The sequence below is a fragment of the Thalassomonas actiniarum genome, from assembly GCF_000948975.2.
GTDB classification, from domain to species: Bacteria; Pseudomonadota; Gammaproteobacteria; order Enterobacterales; family Alteromonadaceae; genus Thalassomonas; species Thalassomonas actiniarum.
In genome coordinates, this window is sequence record NZ_CP059735.1 from 559,223 (window position 1) to 573,606 (window position 14,384).

At 50.1% G+C, this 14,384-nt stretch carries 12 protein-coding genes; 3 read left to right on the plus strand and 9 right to left on the minus strand.

Going from position 1 to position 14,384, the window contains the following annotated elements; all coding sequences use genetic code 11:
- Positions 1 to 3 precede the first annotated feature (3 nt).
- The 6 genes from SG35_RS02495 to SG35_RS02520 are packed head-to-tail and all read right to left on the minus strand — an operon-like array spanning position 4 to position 6,684.
- Positions 4 to 819, minus strand: a complete 816-nt coding sequence (locus SG35_RS02495; RefSeq protein WP_044832169.1) for a symmetrical bis(5'-nucleosyl)-tetraphosphatase — start codon at positions 817 to 819, stop codon at positions 4 to 6.
- A 29-nt stretch (positions 820 to 848) separates the two neighbouring features.
- Positions 849 to 1,283, minus strand: a complete 435-nt coding sequence (gene apaG / locus SG35_RS02500; RefSeq protein WP_044832170.1) for a Co2+/Mg2+ efflux protein ApaG — start codon at positions 1,281 to 1,283, stop codon at positions 849 to 851.
- 13 nt (positions 1,284 to 1,296) lie between these two features.
- A complete protein-coding gene (gene rsmA / locus SG35_RS02505; RefSeq protein ID WP_044832171.1) occupies positions 1,297 to 2,109 on the minus strand; it encodes a 16S rRNA (adenine(1518)-N(6)/adenine(1519)-N(6))-dimethyltransferase RsmA in 813 nt (270 codons plus the stop codon).
- Positions 2,106 to 3,092 carry a 4-hydroxythreonine-4-phosphate dehydrogenase PdxA gene (pdxA, locus tag SG35_RS02510; RefSeq protein WP_236702565.1) on the minus strand — a complete coding sequence of 329 codons (987 nt, stop codon included), beginning with the start codon at positions 3,090 to 3,092 and terminating at the stop codon, positions 2,106 to 2,108. The genes rsmA and pdxA overlap by 4 nt, the downstream gene beginning before the upstream one ends.
- The gene (gene surA, locus SG35_RS02515) at positions 3,089 to 4,390 is read right to left on the minus strand and encodes a peptidylprolyl isomerase SurA (RefSeq protein ID WP_044832173.1); all 1,302 of its coding nucleotides are present in this window, start codon (positions 4,388 to 4,390) and stop codon (positions 3,089 to 3,091) included. The genes pdxA and surA overlap by 4 nt, the downstream gene beginning before the upstream one ends.
- A 17-nt stretch (positions 4,391 to 4,407) precedes the next feature.
- Positions 4,408 to 6,684 carry an LPS-assembly protein LptD gene (locus SG35_RS02520; RefSeq protein WP_044832174.1) on the minus strand — a complete coding sequence of 759 codons (2,277 nt, stop codon included), beginning with the start codon at positions 6,682 to 6,684 and terminating at the stop codon, positions 4,408 to 4,410.
- 211 nt (positions 6,685 to 6,895) lie between these two features.
- Between SG35_RS02520 and SG35_RS02525 the strand changes: the two genes are divergently transcribed.
- The 3 genes from SG35_RS02525 to djlA all read left to right on the plus strand — a co-directional run bounded on the left by SG35_RS02525 (position 6,896) and on the right by djlA (position 9,538).
- Entirely contained in the window at positions 6,896 to 7,897 is a 1,002-nt protein-coding gene (locus SG35_RS02525; RefSeq protein ID WP_152646561.1) for an aminoglycoside phosphotransferase family protein, read from the plus strand.
- A gap of 18 nt (positions 7,898 to 7,915) precedes the next feature.
- Entirely contained in the window at positions 7,916 to 8,647 is a 732-nt protein-coding gene (gene murU, locus SG35_RS02530; RefSeq protein WP_044832176.1) for an N-acetylmuramate alpha-1-phosphate uridylyltransferase MurU, read from the plus strand.
- 78 nt (positions 8,648 to 8,725) lie between these two features.
- Positions 8,726 to 9,538 carry a co-chaperone DjlA gene (gene djlA / locus SG35_RS02535; protein WP_044832177.1) on the plus strand — a complete coding sequence of 271 codons (813 nt, stop codon included), beginning with the start codon at positions 8,726 to 8,728 and terminating at the stop codon, positions 9,536 to 9,538.
- A 21-nt stretch (positions 9,539 to 9,559) separates the two neighbouring features.
- Here the strand turns inward: djlA and SG35_RS02540 are convergent, their stop codons facing one another.
- The 3 genes from SG35_RS02540 to rapA all read right to left on the minus strand — a co-directional run bounded on the left by SG35_RS02540 (position 9,560) and on the right by rapA (position 14,248).
- Entirely contained in the window at positions 9,560 to 10,498 is a 939-nt protein-coding gene (locus SG35_RS02540) for a DUF3530 family protein (protein WP_053042942.1), read from the minus strand.
- A gap of 150 nt (positions 10,499 to 10,648) precedes the next feature.
- Positions 10,649 to 11,317 (minus strand): bifunctional tRNA pseudouridine(32) synthase/23S rRNA pseudouridine(746) synthase RluA, encoded by a 669-nt coding sequence (gene rluA, locus SG35_RS02545; RefSeq protein WP_044832178.1) that lies wholly within the window; start codon positions 11,315 to 11,317, stop codon positions 10,649 to 10,651.
- A gap of 27 nt (positions 11,318 to 11,344) precedes the next feature.
- On the minus strand, positions 11,345 to 14,248 hold the full coding sequence (gene rapA, locus SG35_RS02550) for an RNA polymerase-associated protein RapA (RefSeq protein WP_044832210.1): 2,904 nt from the start codon (positions 14,246 to 14,248) through the stop codon (positions 11,345 to 11,347).
- Between the last annotated feature and the right edge of the window lie 136 nt (positions 14,249 to 14,384).

The following is a 14,384-nucleotide window of genomic DNA, read 5'->3' on the forward strand; positions in this document are numbered from 1 at the left end:
TTGTTAAATATGGGTGTGGGATTGCTCGGTAAAAACCTGCTTATCGTGCCACCTTACTAAGGTGAGGTGATTTCCCCAGACGCAACCAGTGTCCAGGGCATAAAGATTGGCATGAGGACACTGGCCCATCAGGGAAGCCCAGTGACCAAAAACCCAGCTGGCTGAGTCCAGCTGCTTATTGAGTTGATACCAGGGGAAGATATCTTTGGGGGCATGCTCGGGGGTTTCTTTACAGTTAAACTCCAATGACAAATCTTCCCGGCAGTAGCGCATCCGGGTGAAGGCATTGATGGTGTAACGGAACTTTGCTACTTCGGTTTTTGCCTGGTGCCAGTTGTCGGGAGAGTTACCGTACATCTGCTTCAGCCAGGTATCCCGGTTGCTGCTTTTTAGTTTTTCACTGGCGCTTGCCGCCTGGACAAGGGCGTCTTTTATACTCCACTGGGGTGATAAACCGGCGTGGCTGATATAGGTTTCTTCTTCCGGCAGTTGGCGCAGCAGCGGCTGCCCGGCTAACCACTGGATTAAATCTTGCAGATCCGGGGCCTGGAGTATCGGCTCCAGTTTGTCTTTGGGATTGGCTGTTTTAATACCGGCGGCGATGGCAAGTAAATGCAGGTCGTGGTTACCCAGTACCATTTTGGCACTTTCTCCCAGGGAGATTAAAAACCTCAAAGTCTCAAGGGATTGCGGCCCGCGGGCGACGACATCGCCGGCCAGGTATAATTGATCCTGCTCAGGGCAAAAATCGGCCTGGTTGAGCAGGCTTTTAAGCTCTTGCAAGCAGCCTTGTATATCTCCGACCAGATAAATCGCCATATTAACTCTTCCTGCTTTCCCTGCTTTGGTTAATTGAGAATGTTAGGCACAGCCAGGCGAAACACCGGGATTTCGGCCCTGAGGCTTTCCCCTTGTGGATTTTGCAATTGGTAATAGCCCTGCATGGTGCCAAGGGGAGTTTCAAAGACTGAACCGCTGGTATAGCTGAAACTGGCGCCGGGTAAAATATCCGGGGTCTGACCGACAACCCCTTCACCTTCTACTGTGCTGGTTTCACCATTGGCATCTGTGATCAGCCAGCTGCGGGTTAATAACCTGACCGCCTGTTCACTGTTATTGGTGATGGTGATGGTATAACTGAAGGCATAGGTCTGCTCTTGCGGCAATGACTGCTCCGGTAAGTAAGTGCTTTTGGCGCTGACACTTATCTTAGTGCAAATATCGTCAGCAGGATCTTGCTGTCTCTCCGGTGCCTGGTTTAAGCGGGTATTGCATTCATTCATCATTTTAACCTTGTTATTGCTCCGGCGGGTGGTCAACGATAAAGTTGGCAAGGCGGACATACTGATCCAGGGTGAGGTTTTCCGGTCTTAAGCCGGGATCTATCTCTAAACTTTGCAGTTGTTCAACCGTCAATAATTTCTTAAAGCTGTTGCGGATGGTTTTTCTGCGCTGGTTAAAGGCGGCCAGGCAAACTTTGTTCAGGGCCCCTATATCTTTCACCGGATTTTTGATTTCTTTATGGGGCACCAGGCGTACTATGGCCGAATCGACCTTAGGTGCCGGTTTAAAGGCTTCCGGACCGATTTCCATCACCGGGATCACCTGGCACTGGTATTGGGTCATGATCGACAGCCGGCCGTAAGCCTTGGAATTTTCTCCCGATGCCATACGTTCCACGACTTCTTTTTGCAGCATAAAATGCATATCTTTCACTTTGTCTTTAAAGCTTAAAAGATGAAAAATCAGCGGTGTGGAAATATTATAGGGCAGGTTGCCAAATATACGTAACGGCTGCTCCGGAGTTGCCAGTTGGGCAAAGTCGAATTTGAGCGCATCGGTTTCATGTATGGTCAGGTGCGGCGCCAAAAACGGATGGTGGCGTAATCTGTGGGCCAGATCCCGGTCAAGTTCCACCACAGAGAGTTTACCGGCACGTTCGATCACCGGTTCGGTTAAGGCCCCTAACCCAGGACCTATTTCGATGAGGTTTTCTCCCGGTTCGGGATTGATGGCATCGACAATCTGGCTGATGACGGCATCGTTGTGCAAGAAGTTCTGACCGAAACGTTTTTTGGCCTGATGGCCTAAATGTGAATTTTTACTCATGATTTGTTATTTACTAAGTGAATGGCATTAGACATGGCTTCAATAAAGCTGCCGGAATCCGCCTGGCCGGTTGCAGCCAGCTCCAGTGCCGTGCCGTGGTCAACGGAAGTGCGGATAAAGGGTAAACCTAAGGTGATATTGACGGAAGCGCCAAATCCCTTGTATTTAAGTACCGGTAAGCCCTGATCATGATACATGGTCAAGATGGCATCCGCCTGGCTTAAATATTTTTCCTGGAAAATGGTATCCGCCGGCAGCGGCCCGATAATATTCATGCCTTCGCGTCGCAATTCTTCAAAGGCGGGGATGATGGTTTCAATTTCTTCCCCGCCGAGATGACCGTCTTCGCCGGCATGAGGGTTTAAACCACAAGCATAGATGGCTGGATTTTTGATGCCGAATTTTTCGATCAAATCCCGGTGTAAAATACGGGTAACTTTTTGCAGTCTTTCCGTGGTAATGGCTTTGGCGACATAGGCCAGCGGAATATGGGTGGTGACCAGGGCAACCCGCAAACCTTCTGTGGCCAGCATCATCACTACATCGCTGCAATTGGCCTGGTGGGCAAAATATTCGGTATGGCCGCTAAAGGGAATACCCGCCTGGTTAATCAAGCCTTTGTGTACCGGGCCGGTGACGATTGCATCAAATTCACCGGAGATATTTTTCTCGCTGGCAATACGTAAGCTTTCTACCACGTAGTGGCCATTATCCGGGTTGAGCTCACCGGGCACACAGGGGGCCGCCAGTTCCAGCGGTAAAATGGTCAGGGTGCCGGCCTGTTGCGGCAATGCGGCGGTGCTTGCGTCGTATGGTGTCAACTCAAGCGGTAATTGCAGTTGTTTGGCCCGCTCAAGCAGCAGCTCGGCGGAGGCGATAACCACCACTTGTACCGGCCAGGCTTGCTGGGCAATGGCGATCACCAGGTCGGGGCCAATACCCGCAGGTTCGCCCGGGGTAATGGCAATGCGTTTAGTCATTATTTCTCTTCCAGATCAAATACTTCTATATGTGCTTGATCTCGGGTTTCTTTGATCCAGCGGGCGCTTTCCATACCGAATTTACGGTTATAGAGCATTTGATAAGCCCGGTTTTCATTCATCTTCTCGGTAGCATCAAGGGTACGGCGGCCGGTTAACTGTACCAGGTGCCAGCCGAAAGAAGAACGGAACGGCTTGTGGTATTCGTTGATATCCAGTCTGGCCAGTGCATCTTTAAAGGCGGGATCATAACTGCCGGGATCGGCCCAGCCGAGCTCGCCGCCTTTAACGGAAGTGGGGCCGTCGGAGTGCTCTTTGGCCAGTTCGGCAAAATCTGCTTCGCCGGCATTTAGTTGATCCAGGAAACCCTGCAGTATTTCTTCTGCCTTGGCTTCGCTTAAGATCACTGAAGGTTCGATCAAGATATGACGCGATTTCACTTCTTCGACTTCGACCACTTCTTTACCGCGGATATCCTTGACTTTAACGATACTGAAACCTAATCCGGTACGGATAGGCCCTAAAACCGTGCCCTTGGCTTCGCCGTCGATGATTTCGGAAAACAGGGTCGGCATTTCATTGATGGTTTTCCAGCCGAGATCTCCCCCTTCCAGGGCGTTGCTGTCACTGGATGAGGCGATGGCGATTCGGGCAAAGTCTGAGCCGTTATTAAGCAGCTCTATGACTTTATCGGCGCGGGTTTTGGCGGCATTGATATCTTCCTGGCTGGGATCTGCCGGAAAGGCGATCAGAATATGGCCAAGTTGGTATTCAACCTCATTGGTGGTTTGCTCTTTCATCATTTTCAGCAGGTTGCCGACTTCCTGCGGGGAAATATAAACACGGCGGTGGACACTGGCACGGCGTACTTCACCGGAAATCAGTTCGGTACGTACGCTTTCACGGTATTGTTCATACTCCAGGCCGTCGGCGATGATGTTTTCACGGAACTGTTCCAGGGAAAGGCCGTTATCCCGGGCCATATTGGTCAGGGTTTCGTCGAGCTGGGCATCGCTGACCTGCACCCCCATGCGTTCGCCGATTTGCAGGATTAAACTGTCATTGATCAGCTTGTCCATTACCTGCACCCGCAGGGCGTTATCTGACGGCAGCTCTTGATTATTATTTTTGGCTTGTTGTTTAATGCTTTGGATCAAATCCTGAATTTCTGACTCAAGTACAACCCCGGTATTGGCAACGGCAGCTATCCTGTCCAGCGGTACTTCTTCTGCCTGTAGGTTTAGGGCAGCACCAAAAAATAATGATGAAGCCAGTGTTAATAACTTAAATGAATTTTTCATGTATATAATTATCTTGATTAATTATTGAGAAAATACGGACGTTTATAACCGAATATACTCGAGTTAAACATATCTTGTCTGCCAACGGTTGAATCCTGGCCGCCAAACCCTTTCTGGAACTTTATCATAAAACCGCTGTTAAATTCATCGCGGTTTTCATTAATAAAGTCTTGCTCGTCGATATTAGTGTTGATTTGCCTTTGGTAGATAAAACGTACCCGCCAGCAGCAGCTTTCGTATTCCAATCCCGCATAAGACTCAATACTGCGATTTTGTTGAAGATCCTGTGTGATCCGGCCAACAAAGGTCCAGTTTTTATCTATCGAGGTACTGCCGAGCAATGAAATCTGTTCCAGTGTAGAGTCTGAGACATTACGACTGTACCTATGGTTCAATTGGATCAGCTGATTTTCATTAAACTGGTAATCCAGGTTTACCTGACTTTTATCGGTGACATTGGTGGTGGTATTGTACTGGATGTCGCCGCTTAACTGCCATTGATGATTAATGCGGTAGAACAAGTCCGCCGCCAGGGCCGACTTATTGGCGGAAATACCCAGAGTATCGTCGGCGGCAAAGTTACTGTCGTTGAGATAAACTATGCCCCCCAGGCTTGCCCGGAACAGTTCCTGATGTGACCGGCTTAAGATCCGGCTGGTTACCCCCCAGGAAACCTGGTTGGCATGGGCGATTCTGTCTAAACCGCTGTAACGGCGATCCCTGAATAAGCCGTTGTAGTCATCCTGTAATCTGGCGGTATCGTAGACGGCGATATCGCTTTGGTCCTTATCCGGGATATATAAATACTGCAACTGAGGCTCAAAGGTCTGGGTTAACCCCTTACCGAAGGCCTGGAGGTCGCGGTCGAAGTTAATGCCGCCGTGAAAACGGATTTTTGGCAGGGTTCTGCTGACGGTTTCTTCAAAATCGTCGCTCTCGGCAATATCTTCCTGCTGATAATAGGTTTGCAGCACTTTTAACTCGGAATTAAGGAACCAGGCGGGGCTGGTGAGGGGGAAATTAAATCCTGCCTCGACATGGTAGCGGTTCGCCTTGGGCTGTGCTTTATTGGGGGTTTCAAACCGGGTCAACTCGGAATAGACCTCGAACTGGCCATTGAGCAAAGGCAGCGGCTGCTGGCTGGCGATTTCGATTTGCGGCAAGGTTTTATAACTGTGCTGGTGATTTCCCAGGACTTCGAAATCCTGCAGTTTAAACGTGGTTTGCCAGTTCTCGCCAAAATAGGATAGCTCGCCTACCTGGTATAAATAGGCGTCATTGGCCTTGTATTCTTCACTGCCGATATCCACCAGGTAATTATCGTCACTGATGGTGGTATAGTCGATATAGGCGCGGAAACGATCCGAGAAGGTACCGCTATGCTGGTAGCGGGCCAGGTAACGGGGATCATTATTGGCGTTGAGTTCATCATCCTTGTTCAGGTATTCCAGGTTGATTTTTCCCGACTGCAGATCCGCAAGATAGCGAAATTCCGTCAACAACTGCATACCGCGCTTAGACATGTAACGCGGGGTGATGGTCGCATCCAGGTTTTCGGCGATGTTCCAGTAAAAAGGCATGGCAACTTCGACCCCTGAACTGCCGGAAGAGCTGAACTGGGGCTCCAGTAAACCTGATTTACGTTCGTTGGTGACCGGATAATTAAAATAGGGCAGATAAAACACCGGCACCCCGAATAATTTCAGCCGGGCATGATAGGCTTCGACATAATTTTCTTCCACCGAGAGATTGATGGCGGCGGCTTTTATTTGCCAGTCGGGAACTTCACCGAGACAAGCGGTATAGGTGGAGTCAATCATGCTCAATTCACCGTCTTTGTTGACGATAATGGCGCCTGCTTCCCCTTTGCCCGGGCTATTGACCAGCTGGTAGGAAGTCTTGGTCAACTGGGTTGATTGGGTCTCGTCACTGGCATCCAGGGCGTTGGCAAAGACATTGACCATATTATTTTGAAAGTGAATATTGCCTTTGGCGTTAAAAGACTCCGACTGGCGGTTTACTTCCAGTTCATCTGCCTTAATCCGGTGTTCTTCGTTGATCAGGGTGACATCGCCGGTGAACTTTGCTACCTGGTTTCTTAGCAAACTGGTATGGTCGGCTACAATTTTGATCGTTTGTCCTGCACCTGCCTCATATCCGGGCGCCAGTTGGGGGTAAGCCGGAGGCAAACATTGCGGCACCGGGCTTAGATCGGTTACTGAGGTTTCGGCGACAACAGCCCCTGAAAAAAACAGGCAATAATAAGCAGAGAAAACTTTACGAGAAAATGGCATTTAGAGTCCGGAAATAATAATGATAATATGGTGATTATTAATATTTATATAAGTTTAAGCCGATGAAATGCGGTATTTTACTGCATAACTTGGATATGATATAGCAATTTTCATTATCCTGCTAATTGGTTATATTGGGCTTTTTGTTAAAAAGGGTAAAACTTTGTCGGTAACTTCAAGAGAAACAGGGCTAAAGAGCTGGTTATGTGGGGTGTTTTCAGTCTCTGAGATCCGTTTACTGTCTATGAACGGTGATGCCGGTTTTCGTCAATACTACCGCTTTAATCTCGATGGTGTCTCTTATATCGCGGTGGATGCACCCCCGCAATATTCCAATAACCAGGGATTTATTGCGCTCGGATCAGGCCTTGCTGAAAGTGGCATCCAGGTGCCGGAAATGAAAGCCGGGGATCTGGAGCTGGGTTATTTTTGCCTAACCGACTTTGGCGACACCCTGCTCTCGAATGTGCTTTCGAGCGACAATATGCAAGCTTATTACCGCCAGGCAATCGAATTGTTACCGGCCATTGCCACCAGCCAACCGGCAGGGGATTATGTTTTACCCGACTATGACCGGCCATTTATAGACTTTGAGTTATCAATATTTACCGAGTGGTTGCTTGAAAAGCATTTAAATATTCATTTATCACCGCAAGAGTTGCAGAAATTACGGGCCTGTTTTGATATTTTAATCGACTCTGCCCTGGAGCAGCCGCAAGTGACCATGCACAGGGATTATCATAGCCGTAATATCATGTTACTGGCTGATAAAACCTTAGGTATTATTGATTTTCAGGACGCGGTGAGCGGGCCGGTGACCTATGACATCGTTTCTTTATTACGGGATTGTTATCTGCGCTGGCCAGATCAGCAGATCCGCCCGTTATTTGAGTATTACTGCGATTTGATCACCAAAGCATTAAACTTACCCCGGGTGAGCGCGGCAAAATGGCAGCGTTGGTTCGATCTGATGGGGCTGCAACGCCACCTGAAAGCCAGCGGCATCTTTGCCCGTTTATATTACAGGGATAATAAAGCAGGCTATTTAAAGGACATTCCGCTAACCCTTGCTTATATCCGGGATATCAGCGGTTGTTATAACGAATTGGCATTTCTGCATCAGTTAGTGGCAGAGCAGGTGTTGCCGGCGCTACCCGGTGCTAAGGACAAGCTTGAGCAGCAAGCCTTGCCAACTGCTGCCGGCAACGAATAATAAGAGAATGAAACGACCATGAAAGCTATGATTTTAGCGGCAGGGAGGGGGGAGCGCATGAAACCCTTAACCGATACTTGCCCTAAACCTATGTTAACCGTACACGGCAAGCCGCTGATTGAATATCATATCGAACGCCTGGTGGCCGCCGGGATCACCGAGATAGTGATTAACCATGCCTGGCTGGGGCAGCAAATAGAGGCCTACCTGGGAGATGGCAGCCGCTGGCATGCCAATATCCGCTACAGCGCTGAAAAAAATGGTGCGCTGGAAACGGCGGGGGGCATAGCCAATGCCTTGCCTTTATTGGGTCAGGAAGCGTTTTGGCTGGTTAACGGCGATGTCTTTAGCTCTTTTGATTTTAAAGTGCGACCCAAACTTGACAGGGAGCAGCAGGCCCATCTGTTTATGGTCAATAATCCCGGGCACCACCCGGGTGGTGATTTTGCCATTACACAGGGAATGCTGGATAACTTGTCTGAAAATAAGGCGCAGCGGCAAAGTTATACCTATAGTGGCATTGCGATATTTAAGCCGGCGTTTTTCCAGCAGCCGTGTTTTTCACCACAAACTGGCGGTTCAGGGCAGGACGACGGTACTGTGATGCCCTTGGGACCTTTGCTGCGTGAAGGGGCGAAACAGCAAAAAATAACCGCCAGTATATTGCCCGGCAGCTGGACCGATGTTGGTACGCCCGAGCGTTTGGCTGAGCTCAATAAAGATACTCAGTCAGTGCCATCAAGGGTTTAACCGGATAAGATAATATTTGATACGGCAATAACCGGATAAGCCCGTCGATTAAGGTGCCGTCAAAGGAAAAAGTAACATATGCATATTTGGGGAAAGATTTTAGGTTTTTTGTTTGGTTTTATGCTCAGCAAAAATATTTTCGGCGCCCTGCTCGGTCTCTGGCTCGGGCATTTATTCGATAGAGGTCGCAAGCTCGACTTTGATAATCTCGGGGTCAACCCCAACGATGATATTACCCGTCAGGCGGCATTTTTCTACACCACCTTTTCCGTGATGGGGCATATTGCCAAAGCAAAAGGCCAGGTCACTAAGCATGAAATTGCCTTTGCCACCGCTTATATGGATAAGTTGGGTTTGAGCGGCGAATTAAGGCAGCAGGCCCAGGATGCATTTCGCGAAGGCAAGATGGCGGGTTTTCCGCTTAAGGACAGGCTAAGAAAATTCAGACAGTCCTGTTCGAACCGCCATGATCTGTTATTACTGTTTTTAGAAATCCAGATCCAGGTGGCGTTTGCCGATGGCGAAGTGGATCCCGAAGAGCGTAAAGTCTTGCACCAGATAGCAAAGATGCTTGGTTTTTCTGCCCGTGATCTCGATAAACTGTTGGAAATGATGTCGGCGGAATCGGCGTTTCACCAGCAAAGAAGTCGCCAGCAGCGTTCGAGTTCGATGCAAAACAACCGGCAGCAGTTGGCGAATGCCTACAAGCTGCTCGGGGTCAGTAAAAGCGACTCAGATCGGGAGATTAAAAAGGCCTATAAAAAACTGATGGCGCAACACCACCCGGATAAACTGGTGGCCAAAGGTTTGCCGCCGGAAATGATGGAAGTGGCGAAACAGAAAACCCAGGATATCCAGGCAGCCTATGATCTGATCTCGAAACAAGGCTGATGTTTATTCTGCCCCAATGCTTTACCAACCCTCATACCTTAACCAGCTGTTGATTTCCCTCAGCAGGCTTTCCTCGGGGTAGTAGCCGGTAGTGAAATTATTCAAAATCCGCTGCCGGTAGGAGGCTTTCATCTCCTTGTCGGCATGGGCCCGACGTAAGCCGGCATTGGTAATGGCCAGCGGATGGTCCCGTTTTAAACTGATATCCAGCACCGGCAGCTCGGTTTGCGCCAGGGCTTTAGCGTAAGCCTGATTTTCCTCTGCGGTGGGCATAAAACTGCTCAGTACCACCAGGGCATTGGGCAGGGGCACTTTTTCCTGCTGGTATAAATCCGTCAACACGGCGGCATGGCTGCCCTGGGCGATCACCAGGAAGATGCCGGGATAACTTTTGGCTTTCTCCATCACCGCCGTCATCATGGCGCTGAGCTTTTCCCGGTATTGCTCCAGGCTGGTGTTATTTTCTTCCTGCTGCTGCTCCGGCTTTAGCGCTATCGAAGGGTAATTGGCCGGCTTTTCATAAGGCTGAATGGCGATCGTGGTCCAGCCCTGGTCCGGTAATACTTTTCTAAGGTAATTGAGTGAATTGGCGGCGGTTGCTCCCTGCTGCCAGTCGGGCAGTAAAATCGCCACCCCTTTGCTGTTGCCGGTTAACTCGTTTTTGATCAAGGTAATAAAGTCTTCCGGCCCGGCAAGCAGCGGCATCACGTTTGCCGGTTTCAGATAGTGGGATAAGTCGTCCCTTTGCAGTGTTTCCCGGGAAACCGGTTCGCTAATGTTAATTTTACTTCGTTCAATGCGGTAAGAGGGAGAAGCGTATTCATAGGTGTCCGGCGCCTTTTCTGTTGTTTCTTCCTGCTCCTGTGGTTCATTTTGCTGCGCCGATACCGCAGTTATGCTCAGCAGTATTAAAGCGGGCAAGCCAAAACGGTATAACTTGGAAAGAAGATCTGGCAACAAGACAAACTCCGTCGGTTTTTTGATATCAATTCAATATTGAAATATATCGGCAGCCTAAGGCAAAAGTAAAGGGCTAATGATGGCGAGCAATAAAGGGCAGGGCAAAGCAAAGTGTTTATGCCCTGGTTTATTGTTTGTTCAGCCAGTTGTCTAGCTAAAAGGGGCTTCCCGGGTAAAGGTCAGGTTTTCGCCGCTGACCGGGTGTTTGATGGTCAGCATCTGTGCATGCAGCTGTAACCGGGGGCTTATGGTCAGGGCCTTATCATGGGCGTATAACCTGTCTCCCAGTATCGGGTGCCCGAGCGCCAGCATATGTACCCTTAGCTGGTGCGAGCGTCCGGTGACGGGTATCAGTTCCACCAGGGTGCTGTTTTCTTGGTAGCTCAATACCCGGTAGCGGGTTAAGGATTTCTTGCCGTGTTCATGGTCGACCTTTTGTTTTGGCCGGTTGGGCCAGTCGCAAATCAGCGGCAGATCGACTTCACCCGATTGCTCTTTTACCTTGCCATACACCCGGGCAAGGTAACTTTTTTCCGTCTGCCTTTGTTCGAACTGACGGCTGATGGCAACATGGGCCGGTTTGTTCAGCGCCATCAAAATCAGGCCGGAAGTGGCCATATCCAGACGATGTACTATGGTGGCGCTCGGCAAGACCTTACATACCCGGTTTTGCAAACAGTCCTGGTGCTCCGCCAGGCGGCCGGGCACAGAAAGCAAACCGCTGCCTTTGTTTAACACCACGATATCATTATCCTGATAAACGATATCAAGATAAGGTGTCATCGGTGGCTGGTAGATGAAGTCAGGGTTTGCTGCCATGCTGGTTCCTTTATTAGTCAGTGTCGGTTAGTGAGTCACTACTATCATGCGCACCGCTTCAAATTTCAGCTGCGCCTTGTTGATATAGGTGGTCAGTTCCGCCAGCTGCAACTTGATAAAGTCCAGTTCTTCCTGGCGCACGCTCGGGTTGATGGCCGCCAGGGCGGTAAGGCGCTCCAGCTCTTCGTCCAGGGTCTTGTGCATCACCTCGATGGCTTTCCCCTGGATATCGGCGACCTGGGTATTGGCATGGGCCTCGGCTTTTTCCACCAGAGGAGAAAACTGGGATTTTAATGCCTTGATCAATTGCAGCGCCATTTGTTTTTTCACCGGGGACAATTGCTTATCCAGCACTTCTTCGGAAACCTTGTCGGCGAGGTCATTGCCGTTTTTATCCACCAGCACCCGAATTGGCGTGGTCGGTAAATAACGTCCCAGTTGCAGCTGGGAAGGGGCGGTTGCTTCCAGGGTAAATAAACATTCCAGGAAGAAGGTGCCCACAGGCAATGCCGGGTTTTGCAACAATCCGATGCTGGCGTTGCCGGTTTCGTCCGCCAGCACCAGGTCCAGGACGCCGCGTACCATAGGGTGATCCCAGGTCAGCAGCTGGTAATCTTCATGGGCCAGGGCGGTTTCCCGGTTGAAGGTGACGGTAGTGCCGTCTTCCGGCAGGCAAGGGAAGTTGGCGCTGAGCATATGCTCTGTCGGGTTCAGGGCAATGGCATTATCGGATTTATCATCCTGCTGGATGCCGTAAACATCCCAGACCTGGAACATAAACTGCGGCAGGGAGATTTGCTGATCCAGTTTATCTATCTGCGCCACTAATTCCTCGGCCTTGCCCTGGCCGGAAGAGTTGATCTCCAGCAGCTTGTCCCGGCCGGATTCCAGCTCAGCCTTAATGCTTAAATGTTGCTGATGGCTGCTTGCTAAAATGGCGGTTGCCGCCTCCGACTGCCATTGTCCGGAAAGGGCCAGCTGCAGCAACTCATTGCCGTAACGTTCATACACTACCCGGCCGGTAATACAGGTATGCTCGAAGGCATTCAGTGCCTGATGGTACCACTGGAACAACAGGCTTTGCGCCGAGTCTTCAAAATAGGGTGCATGCAGTTTGATGGTTTGCGTCTGGCCGATACGGTCCAACCGGCCGATACGCTGTTCCAGCAGATCCGGGTTGGAAGGCAAGTCAAACAGTACCATATGATGGGCGAACTGGAAGTTGCGGCCTTCACTGCCGATTTCCGAGCACAACAACAGCTGGGCGCTGTCTTCGTCCTGGGCAAAATAGGCGGCGGCGCGATCCCGTTCAAAAATACTCAGCCCTTCATGGAAAACCGCGGCGCGGATGCCCTCTTTAACCCTCAGGGCCGCCTCAAGGTCGATGGCGGTTTGCGCCGAGGCACAAATGACCAGCACTTTTTCTTTTTTCAGGGATTGCAACAGCTCGATCAGGTAGTCCACCCGGGGATCGAAATCGACCCAGTTACCGGCGGGATTATCCAGGGTATACAGCAGCTCAGGGGTGAAGATATATTTTGCCTGGGACAGCTGCATCAGGTTTTCACTGCAGTCACTGAGCATAAAGTCGTTGAGCTGGGCCTGGTACTGTTCCGGCATGGTCAGCGGGGCCGGCAGCAGTTGGCGCTCCGGGAAACCCTTGATGGTATTGCGGCTGTTGCGGAACAGGATGCGGCCGGTACCGTGGCGGTCCAGTAACTGGTTGAGGAGCTCTTCCCGTATGCTTTGCTGCTCACTGTGGTTATCATCGGCTAAAATTGCCAGCTGGCTGCTGATATCGGTTTCTTTAAATAACGCGGTTAAGGTTTTTTGATGACCGGATGATAAAGCTTCGCCGGAAAGGATGACATTGGCGGCATCTGCCACTTCGGTATAGTGGCTTTCTTCGTCGATAAATTTCTGGTAATCAAAAAAGCGATCGGGATCGAGCAGTCTTAAGCGGGCAAAATGGCTTTCGTGGCCCAGTTGATCCGGGGTGGCGGTCAGCAGCAGCACACCCGGGATAGTTTGCGCCAGTTGCTCTATGCACTGGTATTCTATGCTGGCGTTGTCTTGCTGCCAGTTGAGGTGGTGAGCTTCGTCAACCACCATCAAATCCCACTCTTCGGCAATTAAAGACTCATACCATTCGGGATTGTCGGTGATAAAGCCGAGGTTAACCAGCACCAGCTGCTCCGAGCTGAAGGGGTTTTCTTCGCCGCTTTCCACGCAACGTTCATGGTCAAAAATACTGAATTTGAGGTTAAAACGGCGCAGCATTTCCACCAGCCACTGATGCATCAGGGATTCGGGCACGATAATTAGAATACGCTGTGCACGGCCGCTGACCAACTGCTGGTGGATGATCAAACCGGCTTCTATGGTTTTACCCAGGCCGACTTCATCCGCCAGCAATACCCGGGGAGCAAAACGGCTGCCGACTTCATCGGCGATATGCAGCTGGTGCGGAATCAAGCTGACGCGGCCGCCGCTCAGGCCCATCAGGGGAGATTGCTGTTGCTGGAACTGGTGATGCAAACAGTCTTTACGTAACCGGAACCAGTCGAGGCGGTCAACCTGGCTGTTTAATAACCTGTCATGGGGTTTGTTAAACTTGATAAAGTGGTCAATCATCATTTCTTTCAGGGAAACCGTCTCACCTGTGTCCTGGCGTACGCCGTGGTAAATGAATAAATGATTACTTTCCTCTATGGACTCTACCGTCATTTTCCAGCCTTCGTGGCTGGGGATACTGTCACCGACGTTAAAGATCACCCGGGTCAGGGGGGCATTATCGCTGGCATATTTACGGACATCACCGGTAGCGGTAAAAATGATGGTGACAAATCTTTGTTCAACCGAGGTTACCGTACCTAATCCCTGATCTGATTCACTATCACTAATCCAACGTTGACCGGGGTGAAATGGCATAGAGGAGGTCTCCAACTTAATATAAGGCAAAAAAAAGGGCGCTATATTACCGTTAATCATAGAAGTGATCATTAAAAAGTTCTTACCGGCGATAAAATATTTTTGCGAGCGTCAAGGGGATTTTTTCACGGGCAAA